The organism is Lysinibacillus sp. FSL L8-0126 (assembly GCF_038630385.1).
Lineage (GTDB): Bacteria > Bacillota > Bacilli > Bacillales_A > Planococcaceae > Lysinibacillus > Lysinibacillus fusiformis_D.
Window position 1 is genome coordinate 3,335,036 of sequence record NZ_CP152028.1, and the last position, 16,997, is coordinate 3,352,032.

Annotated in this window: 16 protein-coding genes; 15 read left to right on the forward strand and 1 reads right to left on the reverse strand. The window is 38.3% G+C overall.

Going from position 1 to position 16,997, the window contains the following annotated elements; genetic code table 11:
* Window positions 1–165: 165 nt before the first annotated feature.
* Window positions 166–1,026: a MerR family transcriptional regulator gene (locus MHI34_RS16230; RefSeq protein ID WP_058844028.1), complete on the reverse strand. Its 861-nt coding sequence runs from the start codon at window positions 1,024–1,026 to the stop codon at window positions 166–168.
* Between the two features lie 422 nt (window positions 1,027–1,448).
* Between MHI34_RS16230 and nusB the strand changes: the two genes are divergently transcribed.
* The 15 genes from nusB to MHI34_RS16305 all read left to right on the forward strand — a co-directional run bounded on the left by nusB (window position 1,449) and on the right by MHI34_RS16305 (window position 16,991).
* Complete coding sequence (nusB, locus tag MHI34_RS16235; protein WP_036122758.1) at window positions 1,449–1,832, forward strand: transcription antitermination factor NusB; 384 nt, start codon at window positions 1,449–1,451, stop codon at window positions 1,830–1,832.
* 31 nt (window positions 1,833–1,863) lie between these two features.
* Window positions 1,864–2,718 carry a bifunctional methylenetetrahydrofolate dehydrogenase/methenyltetrahydrofolate cyclohydrolase FolD gene (folD, locus tag MHI34_RS16240; RefSeq protein ID WP_058844029.1) on the forward strand — a complete coding sequence of 285 codons (855 nt, stop codon included), beginning with the start codon at window positions 1,864–1,866 and terminating at the stop codon, window positions 2,716–2,718.
* A gap of 133 nt (window positions 2,719–2,851) precedes the next feature.
* A complete protein-coding gene (locus MHI34_RS16245; RefSeq protein ID WP_058844030.1) occupies window positions 2,852–3,667 on the forward strand; it encodes an undecaprenyl-diphosphate phosphatase in 816 nt (271 codons plus the stop codon).
* A gap of 232 nt (window positions 3,668–3,899) precedes the next feature.
* Window positions 3,900–5,258 carry an exodeoxyribonuclease VII large subunit gene (xseA, locus tag MHI34_RS16250; RefSeq protein ID WP_342503669.1) on the forward strand — a complete coding sequence of 453 codons (1,359 nt, stop codon included), beginning with the start codon at window positions 3,900–3,902 and terminating at the stop codon, window positions 5,256–5,258.
* Entirely contained in the window at window positions 5,255–5,488 is a 234-nt protein-coding gene (gene xseB / locus MHI34_RS16255; RefSeq protein WP_008179899.1) for an exodeoxyribonuclease VII small subunit, read from the forward strand. The genes xseA and xseB overlap by 4 nt, the downstream gene beginning before the upstream one ends.
* A gap of 3 nt (window positions 5,489–5,491) precedes the next feature.
* Window positions 5,492–6,373 carry a polyprenyl synthetase family protein gene (locus tag MHI34_RS16260; RefSeq protein ID WP_342503670.1) on the forward strand — a complete coding sequence of 294 codons (882 nt, stop codon included), beginning with the start codon at window positions 5,492–5,494 and terminating at the stop codon, window positions 6,371–6,373.
* Between the two features lie 163 nt (window positions 6,374–6,536).
* Window positions 6,537–8,438: a 1-deoxy-D-xylulose-5-phosphate synthase gene (dxs, locus tag MHI34_RS16265; RefSeq protein ID WP_036122781.1), complete on the forward strand. Its 1,902-nt coding sequence runs from the start codon at window positions 6,537–6,539 to the stop codon at window positions 8,436–8,438.
* Window positions 8,438–9,256, forward strand: a complete 819-nt coding sequence (locus MHI34_RS16270; protein WP_036122784.1) for a TlyA family RNA methyltransferase — start codon at window positions 8,438–8,440, stop codon at window positions 9,254–9,256. The genes dxs and MHI34_RS16270 overlap by 1 nt, the downstream gene beginning before the upstream one ends.
* Window positions 9,257–9,356: 100 nt before the next feature.
* Entirely contained in the window at window positions 9,357–9,806 is a 450-nt protein-coding gene (gene argR, locus MHI34_RS16275) for a transcriptional regulator ArgR (protein ID WP_004231170.1), read from the forward strand.
* Window positions 9,807–9,839: 33 nt separating this feature from the next.
* Window positions 9,840–11,531, forward strand: a complete 1,692-nt coding sequence (gene recN, locus MHI34_RS16280) for a DNA repair protein RecN (RefSeq protein WP_058844032.1) — start codon at window positions 9,840–9,842, stop codon at window positions 11,529–11,531.
* A gap of 123 nt (window positions 11,532–11,654) precedes the next feature.
* Window positions 11,655–12,602 carry a SpoIVB peptidase S55 domain-containing protein gene (locus tag MHI34_RS16285; RefSeq protein ID WP_036122795.1) on the forward strand — a complete coding sequence of 316 codons (948 nt, stop codon included), beginning with the start codon at window positions 11,655–11,657 and terminating at the stop codon, window positions 12,600–12,602.
* Window positions 12,603–12,972: 370 nt separating this feature from the next.
* Window positions 12,973–13,764, forward strand: coding sequence for a sporulation transcription factor Spo0A (spo0A, locus tag MHI34_RS16290; protein ID WP_036122798.1), 792 nt, complete (start codon window positions 12,973–12,975; stop codon window positions 13,762–13,764).
* Window positions 13,765–14,184: 420 nt separating this feature from the next.
* On the forward strand, window positions 14,185–14,385 hold the full coding sequence (locus tag MHI34_RS16295; protein WP_342503671.1) for a hypothetical protein: 201 nt from the start codon (window positions 14,185–14,187) through the stop codon (window positions 14,383–14,385).
* 313 nt (window positions 14,386–14,698) lie between these two features.
* On the forward strand, window positions 14,699–16,270 hold the full coding sequence (locus MHI34_RS16300; RefSeq protein ID WP_058844034.1) for a FapA family protein: 1,572 nt from the start codon (window positions 14,699–14,701) through the stop codon (window positions 16,268–16,270).
* Entirely contained in the window at window positions 16,263–16,991 is a 729-nt protein-coding gene (locus MHI34_RS16305; RefSeq protein WP_058844035.1) for a glycerophosphodiester phosphodiesterase, read from the forward strand. Before MHI34_RS16300 ends, MHI34_RS16305 begins: the two co-directional genes overlap by 8 nt.
* Window positions 16,992–16,997: the final 6 nt, after the last annotated feature.

The following is a 16,997-nucleotide window of genomic DNA, read 5'->3' on the forward strand; positions in this document are numbered from 1 at the left end:
AGTACTCCTTCTATTTGTTCACGATACATTTGTATTAAATCTACTAGATTATTTCCATGTAATACGATAAACCCTATAGTAACTATAGGGTCAAAAGATTTGTTTTCATTTTTAAAAGTTTTTATTAGTTTGGAAGTTTTCATGAGGAGTTATACGAATCCGTAGCTACTTTTTCGCAGAAATCATTGTTTCTTGTTTTTGCCTAATCTTTAATTCTACAATAAATTTCTTTTCTTTCTCCATCGTTAGAGTTGCTGGCATATATAGCTCATACACTTGTGATTCAAAAATTTCTTGCTGTGCCAACACATAATTTCTCAATTTTTCATAGAACGAAAAATAAGTATCGGGGTCATAAATAAAGGCAATGCATACATACTTACCAGCAGGGATGATGGTTTGCTGTACATTGGGTGAAAGCTTCGAAAATGTGCGCTCCGTTAAAAGAGGAGTGAAGACAGCATCATAAATAATATCATTGACATCTTTATAGGGCACAAGAGGATATGTACAACCATATCGACTATTTAAGACACTGCCTTCCTTTTCGATGATTTTAGTTAATGTTGCATAATATGTACTCGTGCTCGATGTTGGTGTTAATTCAGTTGTTGTCACTTGCAGAACGGGCATAGCTTCTTCTATCTGCATATAGACCTCACCAAAAATCGGGATATCAATTTGCTCCTGTAATTGTTTTTTCGTTTTCAGTAACGTATTTTTGGCTTCGTTTAAACGTGAAATCTTTTCGTTTATACGTAGCTCTTGCTGTGCTAAAAAAGCAAGCAATTCTTCTGAAGTTAATGTCAGTGCTTTTTTTATATCTTCGAGCGTAACGCCGATATATTTAAGCGATTTGATAATGTCTAAATAGAAAAGCTGATTGCCTTTATAATAACGGTAATGGGTGTAGGGATCAGTATAAGCAGGCTTAAATAAATCAATTTGATCATAGTAACGTAACGTCTGAATCGATAAATTTGAAAGTTTGGCAACCTCACCAATGGTATAATAATGTTCCTTCATAAAATGGCCTCCACTAGTAATAGCTAAAGAAGTTCCGAATGGCATCAAATCGAATTTTATGCTTGCAATCCTCGCAGTAAAATAGGCGAGATTTTCGTTCCTTCATTTGTTTATATTGCTCCTCACCTTCCATCAATTTAAATGGTTTTTTACAGCTCGTGCATACAGCCTCATATTGCATTGTCAACACCTCTGAAGATTCTTTTTATTTTCTTCTTTAGTATACCATTATGGAAATGAAACCTTCATTTTTGAATAACCATATTTGATTAGAGGAGAGCTCCAATTGAATGAAAGGCTAAATGAAGCAAAAAGTTCCTTGGAAAAGGTTTCAGATTATTGAAAACTTGCTTGAAATCGTGTTTCTCGGGCGATTTTATGCTATTATAAACCTTAATGCCACTTAAGAAGGAGAGCTTTACATGAAACGACATGAAGCACGCGAAAAAGCGTTGCAAGTTTTGTTTCAGCTAGACAACACGGATCTAACAGTTGAAGAAGCAATGGGCCATATTAAAGGTCAACCTACCAATGCCTTCTATGAAAAGATTGTGAATGGAACAGCTGAACATTTGGAGGAAATCGATGCTACATTAGAACAGCATCTTGAAAAGTGGTCACTTGCCCGTCTACCCAAAATTGAAAGAACGGTATTACGCCTAGCTGTATACGAACTGTTATACATGCCTGAAACACCAAAAAGAGTAGTACTAAACGAAGCAATCGAGTTATGTAAAACATTTGGCGAAGATAGTTCATCTAAATTCGTCAATGGTGTACTTTCTAAATTTACAGAACAAGAATAATGTGTTGAATTGGAAGGAGTAACGAAGGTTTATGTCAAGTGCAATTATTAATGGTAAAGAGATTGGTCAAGAAATTCGTAATGCTGTGGCGGAGCGTGTCATTCGTTTAAAAGAACGAGGGTTAACACCTGGTTTAGCGGTTGTATTAGTTGGAGACAACCAAGCTTCAGCTACATATGTGAGAAATAAACAAAAATCTTGTGAAGCAATTGGTATGTTCTCAGAACTCATTAAATTACCAGAAGAAACAACGCAAGAGGAATTATTAGCACAAATTCAACGTTTAAATCAACGTGAGGATATTCACGGTATTTTAGTACAATTACCACTCCCAAAACATATTGATGAGGATACAGTCATTGCAACGATAGCTGTCGAGAAAGATGTCGACGGTTTCTCACCTGTCAGTGTTGGGAAAATGATGCTTGGCCAAGAAACATTTTTACCTTGTACACCGTTTGGCGTGATGAAGCTTCTTGAGTATTCAGGAATTGAAATCGCTGGAAAACATGCAGTCATCGTAGGACGTAGTCATATCGTTGGTAAACCAATGGGACAACTATTATTGCAAAAGGATGCAACGGTGACCTATACGCATTCTAAAACGCCAGATTTGCCTTCATTTACAAAACAAGCAGATATTTTAATTGCCGCTGTTGGACGTGCGAACTTTATTACGAAAGAGCATGTGAAAGAAGGGGCTGTTGTCATTGATGTAGGGATTAATCGCGATGACAACAATAAATTATGCGGTGACGTAAACTTTGTAGAAGTGGATGGAATTGCGTCTCATATTACGCCTGTACCAGGCGGCGTAGGCCCAATGACCATCACTATGTTACTATTCAACACTGTGCAAGCAGCTGAAAATAAGCTTGCACAATAAATAACCTTACGAAAAAAGGCATCTCAACATTGTTTTGAGATGCCTTTTTTATGTGACGTAAATTCAGAACTTTTATGCTGTTTTTGACGTCTAATGTAACGTTTGGGACATACATACTTAGAAGGAGGTTTTTATGGAAAATATCGATATTGTGTTAATTGTCAAACATATCATCATTGGTCTTGTCCAAGGTTTCACAGAACCCATCCCTGTATCGTCGAGTGGACATGTGATGATCGCCAGTGAAATACTTGGACTTGGGGAGCAAGGATTTACGTTTGCCATTTTAACAAATACAGCTTCGCTACTTGCTATTATGTATATTTATCGTGAGGATATTGTTCGGCTTATTACCCATTTTTTTCTTTATCTGAAGACACGTGAAAAACGGTATCATGCAGATTTTCGCTTTGCTTTGTATATCGTGATTGGTTCGATCCCTGCTGGCGTTTTAGGGGTGTTATTAAGTGATGTCATAGCTGATAACGTCAGTATGACAACGATTGCGCTCATGTTATTTGTCACAGGGGCCGCATTATGGTTAATACGTAATATGCGTGGCAAGAAAAAAGATGCAGATTTACGTGCAAAAGATGCCATTATTGTTGGATTAGGGCAAGCGGTTGCTTTAACGCCAGGCATTAGCCGTTCAGGAGCAACAATTATTTCAGCTATAGCTGTGGGGATGAAGCAGGATACTGCCTTACGTTTCTCCTTTATGCTTTATATTCCTGTAAGTTTGGGTGGGGTTGTCCTAGGGATTACAGATTTTTTAGACGAACCGAATAAAGGTACATTAGCGTTGCCCTATGCAGCTACTTTCCTAGCAACACTCATTATGACTTATTTTGCGATGCGTTGGTTTATGGGCATTATGAAAAGTGGTAAACTTAGCTATTTTACGTACTATTGCTTTATTGTAGGGACCCTTTTATTACTATTCTATTAAAATATAAAGTCTCATAACGACTCATGTTATGGGACTTTGTTTTGTAATGTATCACAATATACGGTTTCTAATAGTGAGAACGTGTAGGAATATGTTATAGTTATTTTTCGATAGAGGAAACATCGTCGTTTTTTCTAGCGAAACTGCATTTTAGTCACGTCAACGACCGTAAAAAATGTTATGATAGGTGTAGTTTTGTGAAAAACTTGATTTTAGTAAAGGAGCCGAAAACATGTCCTCTGCTTCTTATTTAACTGTAAAAGCGTTAACAAAATATATTAAACGAAAATTTGATGCCGATCCACATTTACGCGAAGTATATGTAAAGGGTGAACTATCGAATGTTAAAATTCATCAATCAGGTCATATTTACTTTACATTAAAGGACGATGGTGCCCGAATAGCGGCTACCATGTTTAAAACAGCGGCCGCGAAGTTAGCATTTGAGCCAAAGGAAGGTATGCAAGTATTTATTCGCGGTGATGTAAACGTTTACGAAGGCTATGGAACCTATCAGCTCTATGTGCAGGAAATGCAACCTGATGGCATTGGAAGCTTATTTGTAGCCTTTAATCAATTAAAAGAGCAATTGCAAAAAGAAGGGCTTTTTAAACCGGAGTGGAAGCAGCCGATTCCAAAGTTTCCTGAAAAAATTGGTGTGTTAACATCGACAACCGGTGCTGCCATTCGAGATATTTGTACGACGTTAAAGAGACGATACCCACTGGCTGAGATTTTAATTTATCCAACACTCGTTCAAGGAGCACAAGCAGCCCCGAATATTGTGCAAAATATTCAACGTGCTAATCAGGAGGCAAGCTGTGACGTGTTGATAGTCGGACGAGGGGGAGGCTCAATCGAGGATCTTTGGGCATTTAACGAAGAAATAGTCGCACGGGCTATTTTCGACAGTCGAATCCCTATTATTAGCGCAGTTGGTCACGAAACAGATACGACAATTGCTGATTATGTTGCTGATTTACGTGCACCTACACCAACAGCAGCTGCCGAAATGGCTGTACCAGATCAGGCGGAATTATTTCAACGTGTGCTTTCGCAAAAATCACAACTTCATCAGATGGTTAGGTCGCAACTTATGACTGAACGTCAACGTCTAAATAAACTCCAACAGTCTTATCCATTGTCCATGCCCGAAAGACTTTATCGACCTTTTACGGAAAGATTAGCACAGCTTGAGTCCGGATTGCAGACAACGATGCAAGTGGATTTGATGAAGAAAGGCGCCCAGCTTCAACAATTACATAGTACGGTGGAGCAACATTCACCAAAAAAAGCACTAGCCTTCCATCAACGGGAGCTTGAAGCACGCATCCAACAATTATCTCGTGCTACGACGTATTATGTGGCGAAGCAGCAACAACAATTCGAGGCAACTGTTAGAACATTAGAAGCTTTAAATCCACTATCCATTTTAACTAGAGGCTTTACAGTAGCATATAAAGATCAGCAAATGATTAAATCATCCACTGAGGTGCAAAAGCAGGATCAGCTTACGCTCACTTTCCATGATGGAAAGGTAGTGGCTGAAGTGACGAATATCTTGCCAAAGAATGAGGGGGAATCGTTGTGACAGAAAAACAACAAACATTTGCAGAAGCCATGACGGCATTAGAAGAAATCGTTCGCCAGCTAGAGCAAGGCGATGTGCCATTGGAAAATGCGATTGATTTATACAAGCAAGGAATGGAGCTATCAAAGTTTTGCCATAGTAAGCTGCAACATGCAGAAGAGCAGCTTGTATCGATTGTCCAAGAAACTGGTGAAACAACAGCATTTGATCCACTAAAGGGAGAGAATTAGGAAATGAATGAGCCATTAAAGTACTTTATCGAAAGCAATATACCACAAATTGAAGAAACTATGTATGCACTTGTTGAAAAAATTGATGCACCAGCGGATTTAAAGGAATCCATGCTTTATTCATTAAAGGCAGGCGGTAAACGTATTCGTCCACTTTTTGTCTTAGCTGTGCTTGAGCTTTACCGTAAAAATCTACAGGACGGTTTGATTGTCGGTTCTGTAATTGAAATCATTCACACATATTCATTAATCCATGATGATTTACCGAGCATGGATAATGATGATTTCAGAAGAGGCAAGCCAACAAATCATAAGGTGTTTGGAGAAGCACTGGCTACATTAGCTGGAGATGCTCTAAATACATTGGCATTTGGCATTTTAGCACGTATGGAAGTGTCTGCTGAAAAACGCATTGAACTTGTCCAATTGCTTAGCGTAGCAGCAGGCGCAGAAGGCATGGTTGGTGGTCAAGTACTTGATATGGAAGGGGAGCAACGTCAGTTGAATTTAGCTGAACTGGAACAGGTCCATGTCAATAAAACAGGTGCTTTATTGCGCTTTAGTATTGAAGCGGGAGCTGTATTATCAGATGTATCAGCGCAGGACCGTGCTACTTTGAAGGAATATGCGCATCATATCGGTCTTGCTTTCCAAATTCAAGACGATATTTTAGATATTGAAGGAACGACAGAAGAACTAGGAAAAACAGCTGGGAAAGATGTAGCTAGTGATAAAAGCACCTACCCAGCACTATTAACGTTAGAGGGAGCAAAAGAAAAGCTTGCTGAGCATTATCAACATGCCATTAATGCACTTGATCAATTACCAATAGATGTCAGCTTGTTACGTGACTTTGCTGCGTATATTGTTCATCGTAAAAACTAAGAGAAAATTAAGGCGTTGAAGGAAAAGAATATGCTAGAATAGGTGGGAACGTTTGCAATATGCAAACAATGGAGTGTTCGTACTTTTAGCATATTGATAACACTGTTATAATGGTGGAAACACAATTGCGGTGAATATTTTATTGAAAAGGTGTGTGAGAAAGGTGGATTTAAATAAAATAACTAGTCCATCCTTTTTAAAAAACTTAAATAGGAAGGAGCTTGAGCAACTTGCTCAAGAAATTCGTACCTTCTTAATCGAAAAATGTTCTGTCACAGGCGGGCATATCGGGCCGAATTTAGGCGTAGTTGAACTAACGATAATGCTGCATAAAATGTTTGACAGTCCAAAAGATAAGTTTTTGTGGGATGTTGGCCACCAAGCTTACGTGCATAAAATTTTAACAGGTCGTGCGAGTCAATTTGACACCCTGCGTCAGTTCAAAGGGCTTTGTGGATTTCCAAAGCGCGTGGAGAGTGAACATGATGAATGGGAAACAGGTCATAGCTCGACTTCCTTATCAGCAGCCATGGGTATGGCAGCAGCACGTGATATTAAAAAAGAACAAAGCTATGTTATCCCGATCATTGGTGATGGCGCTTTAACTGGTGGTATGGCACTGGAGGCTTTAAATCATATTGGGCATGCGAAAACGAATATGATTGTCATACTAAATGATAATGAAATGTCGATTGCACCAAATGTTGGTGCTTTACACAGTGTTTTAGGTCGTTTGCGTACAGCCAAGGAGTACTCCAAAGCGAAAGAAGAGCTAGAATCACTCATTAATAAAATTCCTGTATTAGGTGGTAAGCTTGCTTCTACAGCTGAACGTTTGAAGGACAGCTTAAAATATTTAGTGGTATCTGGAGTGTTTTTTGAGGAGCTAGGTTTTAAATATCTTGGTCCGATTGATGGACATGATTTCGAGGCTCTTGAAACGACTTTATCTTATGCGAAAAAAGTGAAAGGCCCAGTCCTTCTACATGTGATTACGAAAAAAGGGAAAGGCTATAAACCTGCTGAGGACGATACTATTGGCAATTGGCATGGGACAGGTCCTTATAAAATTGAAAACGGTGCCTTTGTCAAGTCTGAGGCCAAGGGGCCAGCTTGGAGTAGTTTAGTTGCTGAGACGGTACGTAAAATTGCTCATGAGGATAAGCGTGTGGTGACCATTACACCCGCTATGCCTGTTGGCTCCAAGCTACAAGGCATTCAAAAAGACTTCCCAAATCGTTTCTTTGATGTAGGAATTGCTGAACAACATGCAGCAACAATGGCAGCAGGTCTAGCCACACAGAAGATGAAGCCATTTCTAGCAATTTATTCTACATTCCTGCAACGTGCCTATGACCAAGTATTGCATGATATTGCTCGCCCAAATTTAAATGTCTTTATCGGTATTGATCGTGCTGGCTTAGTGGGAGCAGATGGAGAAACACATCAAGGTGTATTTGATATTGCGTTCCTTCGTCATATTCCAAACATGACGATTATGATGCCAAAGGATGAAAATGAAGGGCAGCATATGGTGAAAACAGCGATTGATTATGATGGTGGTCCTATTGCTCTTCGTTACCCACGAGGAAACGGTATAGGTGTGCCACTAGATGATGAGCTTGTCGCATTACCGATTGGTAGTTGGGAAGTATTGCGTGAGGGGAAAGATGCATCGATTTTGACATTTGGAACAACGATTCCAATGGCAATGGCAGCGGCTGACATGTTAGCACAGCAAGGGATCGACATTGAAGTAGTCAATGCTCGCTTTATCAAACCGATGGATGAAAATATGCTGCACCGTATATTAGCCGATCATAAACCGATTTTAACGATTGAAGAAGCAGTTCTACAAGGTGGGTTCGGTAGTGGTGTATTAGAATTTGCTCACGACCATGGTTATTTAAATGCGCTCATTGATCGTATGGGAATTCCAGATCAATATATCGAGCATGGTAACGTCGATCAGCTTCTTGCAGAAATTCATATGACTGCAGAGGATACGGTTGCACGTATGCATGTATTACTTCAACAAAAACAGCAAGTAGGTTTGAATAAATAATGACAAAACAACCAAAAGAACGAGTAGATATTTTACTTGTAGAGCGTGGATTATGTGAAACACGAGAAAAAGCAAAACGTTCCATTATGGCAGGACTTGTTTTTTCGAATGAAATACGTATTGATAAGGCAGGCGAGAAAATTGCCGTCGATGCACCGCTACAAGTAAAGGGCTCTGATTTAAAATATGTAAGTCGTGGTGGTCTGAAGCTAGAAAAGGCCCTGCAAATTTTTGATATGTCTGTAGAAGGGAAGCTAATGCTTGACATTGGCTCCTCTACAGGCGGCTTTACAGATTGTGCCTTACAACATGGCGCAAGACATTGCTATGCACTGGATGTTGGCTCGAACCAATTGGCTTGGAAAATTCGCTCGGATGAACGTGTCACGGTCATGGAAAAAACGAATTTTCGCTATACCACGGCAGCTGATTTATCAGAAGGCTTACCTGCTTTTGCCACAATTGATGTTAGCTTTATCTCGTTGTCACTGATTTTACCAGTCTTAAAAACATTATTGCTGCCAGGTGGTGATGTTATGGCATTGGTGAAACCTCAGTTTGAAGCGGGGAAAGATAAGGTTGGTAAAAAAGGGATTGTTCGTGATAAAAAAGTACATTTAGAAGTATTAGAAAAGACGGCCACTATGGCGACAACGCTTGGCTTTGTCGTGAAGGATGCCTCTTTCTCTCCAATCACAGGTGGAGAAGGAAATATTGAATTTTTATTCCATTTAGTGAATCCTATTGGAGAAGAAGTCATCCCTGCATATACAGCTTTTAATGCACTCGTTGAAGAAGCGCATAATTCTTTAAAATAACACGTGCTCGCTTATTGAGCCGTGTTTTTTCTTGTGCTTTTTTGTTGAAAATGGTAGGGTGATTATACACATATACTATTATTTATAAGAGGTGATTTCGTTGAATAAAGGACAACGACATATACGGATTCGGGATATTATCGCCAATCATGAAATTGAAACACAAGATGATTTAGTCGATTTTTTAAAAGAAGCAGGCTATAATGTGACACAAGCTACGGTATCACGCGATATAAAAGAGCTACACTTAGTAAAAGTACCATTACAGGATGGTCGCTATAAATATAGTCTGCCCGCAGATCAGCGTTTCAACCCAGTCCAAAAATTACATCGTGCATTAGCAGATGCATTTGTAAGTATTGATGGCGCATCTCACTTTTTAGTGATGAAAGCTCTCCCAGGGAATGCGAATGCGATTGCATCCTTACTTGATCATTTAGATTGGCCAGAAATTTTAGGTACAATTTCTGGAGATGATACCATTTTAATTATTTGTCGAAATGAAAATGAGCGTGAAAATACAAAAAATCGCTTATTAGACATGCTTTAAAAAATGGGGAATTTGATTCAGAGGTGACAATTTGTGTTAAGAGAGCTTAGTATTCGAAACTTTGCTATCATTGAGGATTTGACAGTGAGTTTTTCAGAAGGCTTAACTGTACTCACAGGGGAAACGGGTGCTGGAAAATCCATTATCATTGATGCTGTGCATTTACTTGCGGGGGGACGAGGCAATACTGAATTTATTCGTCATGGCGCAAGAAAGGCAGAATTGGGTGGCTTATTTCAAATTTCGAGTTCCATTCATCCCGTTCTGAAAAAATTAGAGGAAGCAGGCATTGAAATAGAAGAAGATACCGTTATTTTACGCCGTGATTTAAATGATTCTGGTAAAAGTATTTGCCGTGTAAATGGAAAGCTTGTGCCCTTATCCGTTTTAAGAGATATTGGGGCAAGTCTCATTGATATTCATGGTCAACATGAAAATCAAGAGTTGATGGATGAAAAACAGCATATTAATTTGCTTGACCAGTTTGCAGAGGAAGAGCTGTCACCTATTCAAAAAACGTATAGTACTCACTATGAGGAATACCGTTTACTCAAAAAAGACTTAGCCTCCATATCCATCGATGAACAATTGATGGCACAACGGATTGATTTGTATCAATTCCAAATAAAAGAGCTAGAGGAAGCTAATTTAAAGCTAGGTGAGGAAGACGAGCTCCTAGATGAACGTCGCCGTCTTATGAACTTCAATAAAATTTTTGAACGCTCTAGTGCAGCTTATGAGGCCATTCAAGGCGAATCGAAAGGACTCGATTGGATTGGTGCTGCTATGGGCGCGCTAGAAGATGCTGCAACAGTTGACGAACAATTTAAAGAAGCTTCTGAAGCGGTGACAACTGCGTTTTATGCCTTGCAGGATGCAGCCTATCAGGTCAAAAATGTATTAGATGAATTAGAATTTGATCCAGCTCGTTTAAATGAGGTTGAGCAACGTTTAGCGTTATTGCAAAATTTAAAGCGCAAATATGGTTCAACAGTGGAAGAAATTTTAGCGTATTACGAAAAAATTAAAACAGAGTTAAATGAGCTGTTGAATCGTGATGAAATATTGCAAGTGAAAGAACGACGTGTGTTAGAAATGGAAGCTGTGCTCAGTGATCTGGCGAGTGAACTTTCAACTGTACGTAAAGCTGCCGCCCAGCAATTAAGTGAAGCAATTATGGCAGAGTTACGTGAATTACATATGGAAAAAGCAAAATTTATTGTCAATTTCGATGAATTACCATATTTTGATGCTAACGGGAAAGATCAGATCATTTTCTATATCTCTACAAACGTTGGAGAACCGCCGAAGTCTTTACCAAAAATTGCATCAGGCGGAGAATTATCGCGCATGATGCTTGCATTAAAAACCATTTTTTCCTCTTCTAATGGCATTACATCCATTATTTTTGATGAGGTTGATACGGGTGTCAGTGGCCGTGTGGCGCAAGCCATTGCAGAAAAAATAGCCGCGATTTCCGTTAATTCTCAAGTTTTATGTATTTCACATTTACCGCAAGTTGCTGCTATGGCTGATCATCATTACTTTATAAAAAAAGAAGTGGAGCATGATCGAACATTTACATCTTTATCAGAGATTGATCAAGATGCTCGAATTGAAGAAGTAAGTCGCATGATGTCCGGAACAGAAATTACCGCCTTAACATTACAGCATGCAACGGAACTTTTAAAAATGGCGGATGAACGAAAAAAACAGATGCGTTAAATTTTTATGCCAGGAACAGTGTCTGCTGTTTCTGGCTTTTTTCATTTTGCACAAATATTTACCGCTTATAAGAATGGCACAACAACACATAGTAAAAAGACAAAAATGAAAAGGAGGTGTCGTATGAATCGTCATTGGCGTCAATTAGTCATTTTGCCTATGCTCATCTTTTTGTTAGTGTTGCCTATACAAGCTTTTGCCGCCAAAAAGCTTATACCAATGGGCGAAGCGATTGGAATTCAACTTCAATTATCACATGTATTTGTAGCACATGATGTACTGTTAGCTTCCAATCAGTGGATGAAGGGAGGTGCTGTGATTGAAAAAATAAATGATGTCCCAGTAAAATCTCTTGCTGATGCCAAACAAGCTGTGGCAAAGGATGGCCAACAGAAATGGACGATCAATAGTGGTGGCCAACAAATTACACTGGAGTTACAAGACCAAGAAGCAGAGCATGTCATTTCCTTTTTAAAAGATGAAACAGATGGAGTAGGAACACTGACTTATATTGATCCAGAGACAAAAAATTACGGTGCACTAGGTCATCAAATTGTCGATTCAACCCTACAAGAAGCCCCTGTTTTTAAAGCAGGCTCCATATTTTTAGCTTCCATCCAACAAATTCGTAAAAGCACACCGGGTCAACCAGGCTATAAAATTTCCTCCATTGAAAAGCACCAAGAACGACTAGGCAGTATAGATAAAAATACTATTTATGGTATTTTTGGCCGTTGGGAAGAGGGTTATCAACAAAGATTGCCCAAAGCCATAGAAATTATGCACGAAAAAGATATAAAAGCTGGGAAAGCTGAAATCTATACAGCCATTGAAGGCAGTAAGGTGGAATCCTTTACGATTGAAATTACAAAAGTTGAAAATGAACGCCTTGAATTTTTAGTATCTGACAAAAAGCTCATCGAAAAAACTGGTGGTATTTTGCAGGGAATGAGTGGCAGTCCTATCATTCAAGACGGACGTTTTGTCGGTGCTGTGACACATATGTTTGTGGAGGAGCCGAAAAAAGGAGCAGCACTAACTGTAGCAGAAATGTTAAGAAGATCTTCCTAAAAAAATGATGAATGGTAAAAATCCGCTTTTTTCCGTGAGCATAGCAAGAGCCGCAGGAAGCTACGCGGATTTTTACCTTTTCAACAAGTATTTCTGATAACTTCCTGAAGGAGTCATGATATTTAAAAAAACTGTAGTTTTATCTACATTTTTTATCTAAAATAAGTAATAAGAGCATTCGACAGGTTGCAGCTATTTAGCGTAACTTGTCGATATAAAAAGAAAGTATCGGACTACATACTCATTTTTGGAAATAGAAAAGGTTTTTAAAACAAAAATGTCGAAAATTCCACAGTGTGCCAAAAACGGCATTTAGGGGTTAGGTTAACGCTTTGAGGTGTTCAAAGCAAGTCCAGAAGGAGGAATTGAAATGACAAAGGTAAAAGTAGCGATTGCAGATGATAATCGTGAGTTATTAAAAACAATGGAGCAGTATTTTCAAGGACATGCCGAAATAGAAATTATTGCAACTGCTTCAAATGGGAAAGTTTGTCTACAAATGCTTGAGGAATTCACACCAGATATTTTACTTCTAGATATAATAATGCCTCATCTTGACGGTTTAGCTGTATTAGAGTCCATGTATCAAAATGAGAAAATGGCATCCATCCAAGTCATTATGCTAACAGCTTTTGGCCAGGAAGATGTCATGAAACAAGCGGTCGATTTAGGGGCTTCCTATTTCATGCTAAAACCATTTGAATTCGATCAATTGGTACAAAAAATTCTACATTGTGCTGGACAGAAGGCGACACTTCCGAAAAAGACAAGCGTGTTACAACCGACAGTACCTCAAAAATTAAATCAGCATCAATTAGACAGCACGATTACGGCCATCATTAAAGAAATTGGTGTACCTGCACATATTAAAGGGTATTCTTATTTACGTGAAGCCATTCAAATGGTCTTTGAGGATATTGAGTTACTAGGATCTGTGACAAAAATTTTATATCCGGAAATCGCGAAAAAATTCAATACGACACCATCTCGCGTGGAACGTGCCATCCGACATGCCATTGAGGTTGCGTGGAATCGTGGCAATTATGAATCCATTTCGTCGATGTTTGGCTACACTGTGCATCACTTAAAATCCAAACCAACAAATAGCGAATTCATTGCCATGATCGCAGACAAAATCCGCATTGATATGATGGCTAGCTAAACGCCTAATCTTAGCGGACATTGACAGAAAAACTGATTATAGCAATTATACTGCGTATTTTTATAACGCCTTTTTTAGACAGTTTAACCACTGTTTAGAAAGGCGTATTTTTATGTTTCTTATAATCGAAATGGGTTGGATTGTTCCGCAAAAAAGCCTTGGTTTATTTTCTATAAAATGTACCCTCATGTACTTAAACTTTGTTACCTTAAGCCTTAATTTCAGCAAAAAAGCAAAAGATAATGCTACGCCTCTTTATAAACATCAAATAAAAATATAGGCAAATAAGGCAACAGTAGATTTTACTTATGACTTTGGTTATACTGCTTGGTAATAGTTTATTTTTTCTACCCCGTCCGTTTGGGGTATTTTTTTATTGCATTCATTGATTGAGAAGTAATTATAAAGTAGGTGTTCAAAATGAAAACTGTAAATTTCCAACTGGATGGAATGAATTCGCTAGAAATCACACAAATAGAGGAAAATTTATTTGAGGTGCGTGTCGCATTAAATGGTAAAATAAGTATGAATTATATGAATCGTGAGCAATTGAAACAAATTGGTTCCACTTACTATATTGAAAATAGCCAAATATGTATTGATGACCTATTGAAAAATTAAAAAATGTAGTATAAAAGAACTAAAAAGAACTATGATTAAGTGCGATGCAACCCCTTACTACCTGTTCTAGGAATACGATTGTTCAATCTAATCTAATGGAATAACTTAGAAAATATCAGCAATTATAATAAAAAAACACAAAAACAAGCAGAAAAATAGTGTTAAATAACTAATTTATTTTTTAAAAAATAAAATATTGTCGGATATATTAATGGTTTAGTAGTACTATTTTCTTTCTAGGTAGTGACAATGGTCTCTAAACAAATGGAAGGTGATTGTATATACTTACATGTAGAGGGAAGGAGGAGGTAGCTTGATTCTAGTTCGAAATGAAAACTTCGAAATTTCTGAAGAAAATGGCAAGGTATTTATGCTTACTTTTAATGCCGGTTTCCCATTAAAAGAATTTGATAGCATTCTACGTAGTCATCCACGACTTAAATTATCTAATTTTTCAATTTTAAAAACCGTGTTGTCAACCCAAAATACAAGCCTGGTTGAAATTGGTCGCTGGCTTCCGAATGTGGAAGCTGAAATAGCACGTGATAAAATGTCAGCCTCTATTTTTATATATGAAACGCTCGAATATATTCAAAATAATCACGAAAAATTGACACAACAAGTACATGAAACACTTGAAGAAAAAGGCATTGTACATGGAATATTAGATTTTGATATTTCGAAGGCTGAGCCAGGAAAAGCATTTTTAATTGCTCAAGGAGAACCACCTGTAGCAGGAATGGATGCACAAATTACATACTTACCTAAACCAGAGAGAAAGCCGGTCATTCGTGACGACGGTAAAGCAGATTACTATGATATGAATTTCATTTCAGAAATTTCAGAAGGCTCATGGCTAGGTGAAAAGATTCCTGCTACATTAGGTAAAGCAGGGAAAAATGTGCTAGGTGAAGTAGTTGCTGCTGTACCGGGGCGAGATTTTCCTATAAAATACGATACAAAATCTGCCTATGAAGTGGAAGAGGACGGAAAAGTTGTAATCCGCTCGAAAATTGCTGGTGTTTTAGATGATGTTAAGGGGATGATTGGTGTAAACCGACACCTTCCTATAAACGGCGATGTTGGAGTGGAAACAGGCAATCTCGAATTTAATGGTTCACTTAGTATTAAAGGAACGGTGACAAGTGGCTATACAGTGATTGCGACTGGTGATATTTCCATCGATGGTGCAGAGGGTGTAAGCGGTGCCAAGCTTATTAAATCCATTGAGGGTGACGTTTATATTCGTGGGGGCATTTTTGGACTCGGTTCAACAATAGTGGAAGCAGGGGGCAATATATTTGTAAAGCATGTGAATGAAGCGAATTTATTTGCAGGTGATAGTATTCATATTGGTTTTTATGCGCTAGGCTCACAGCTTTCTGCCCATTCCATTTATGTGGACGAACGAAAAGGTAAAATTATTGGGGGACGTGCGGTAGCTAAAAATACTATTGTCACGGCCATTTCAGGCAATCGCTTAGAGCGCCGAACTGATTTGATAATTGAAAGCATCAATAAGCAAGAAAATAATTCTGTCATGCAAGAAAAAGCAGCACAGCTAAAAGAAATTCAAGCGGAAATTTCTGCCCATGAGATGAAAATGAAAAGCTTATTGCCATTTCTCAATCAAATGTCCAAAGAACAAACGGCTTCATTTGAAGAGACAAAGCAAGCTTTAACAAAATTAAAGGCTGAAGCCTTAACATTAGATCGTGAAGTTAAAATATTAATGGATGAAATGCGTCATGTCGGAAAAGAAGAAATTATTGTAACAAAAGAGGCACATCCTGGTACGTATATTCAAATTGGTAGAAAATCATCGTTATTAAGCAAAATGACGAATGGTAAATTCCTGCTCGAATTTGGTGAGTTAAATGTCTAATTCATCATGTATCCCTGTCTTTGCACATCGAGGTGCATCTGCTTATGCATTGGAGAATACCTTTCAGGCTTTTGAAAAAGCATTAGAGCTAGGGGCGGACGGGATTGAATTAGATATTCAATTTTCAAAAGAGGGATTACCTGTAATCTATCATGATCCACAGTTATCAAGACTCGTCGGCACCAATAAACTGGTGAGTGATTGTACGATAGAGGAGCTTCTGCGCTTTAAACTAGGAAAGCCTTGGAGACGTCTATTTTCATCGTATAAAATACCAGCATTTGATGCGGTTTTAGCATGGGCAAATCAACAGCAGCTACCATTGAATATTGAATTAAAATCAACGATCCTGGACAATAGAAGTGGTCTGATTAACTTCCTTCGAGGCTTAGTTCTGCCAACGGGAAGTCATTTTTCGTCCTTTCACTACGAGCTTCTAGAGATTGTGAAAGCGCATAGACCTGAATATGAAACAGCTCTTATTGCCACGAAAAAAATAAAATGGGATTTGCTAGCTGATTATCAAGGGGCTGACTGTGTCCATATGCATAAAAGATATTATAAACCAAGATACTTAGAGGCTTGTGTCACAAGTGAGAAAGCATGCCGTTTTTATGCAATAGATGGCTCAGAGCCTTTCTTAACAAATCCACATCATGCTGTGATTGGTTGGATTACAGATTATCCTGATAGAGTCATCGCAGCACAGCAGCGTCTATAAAAATAG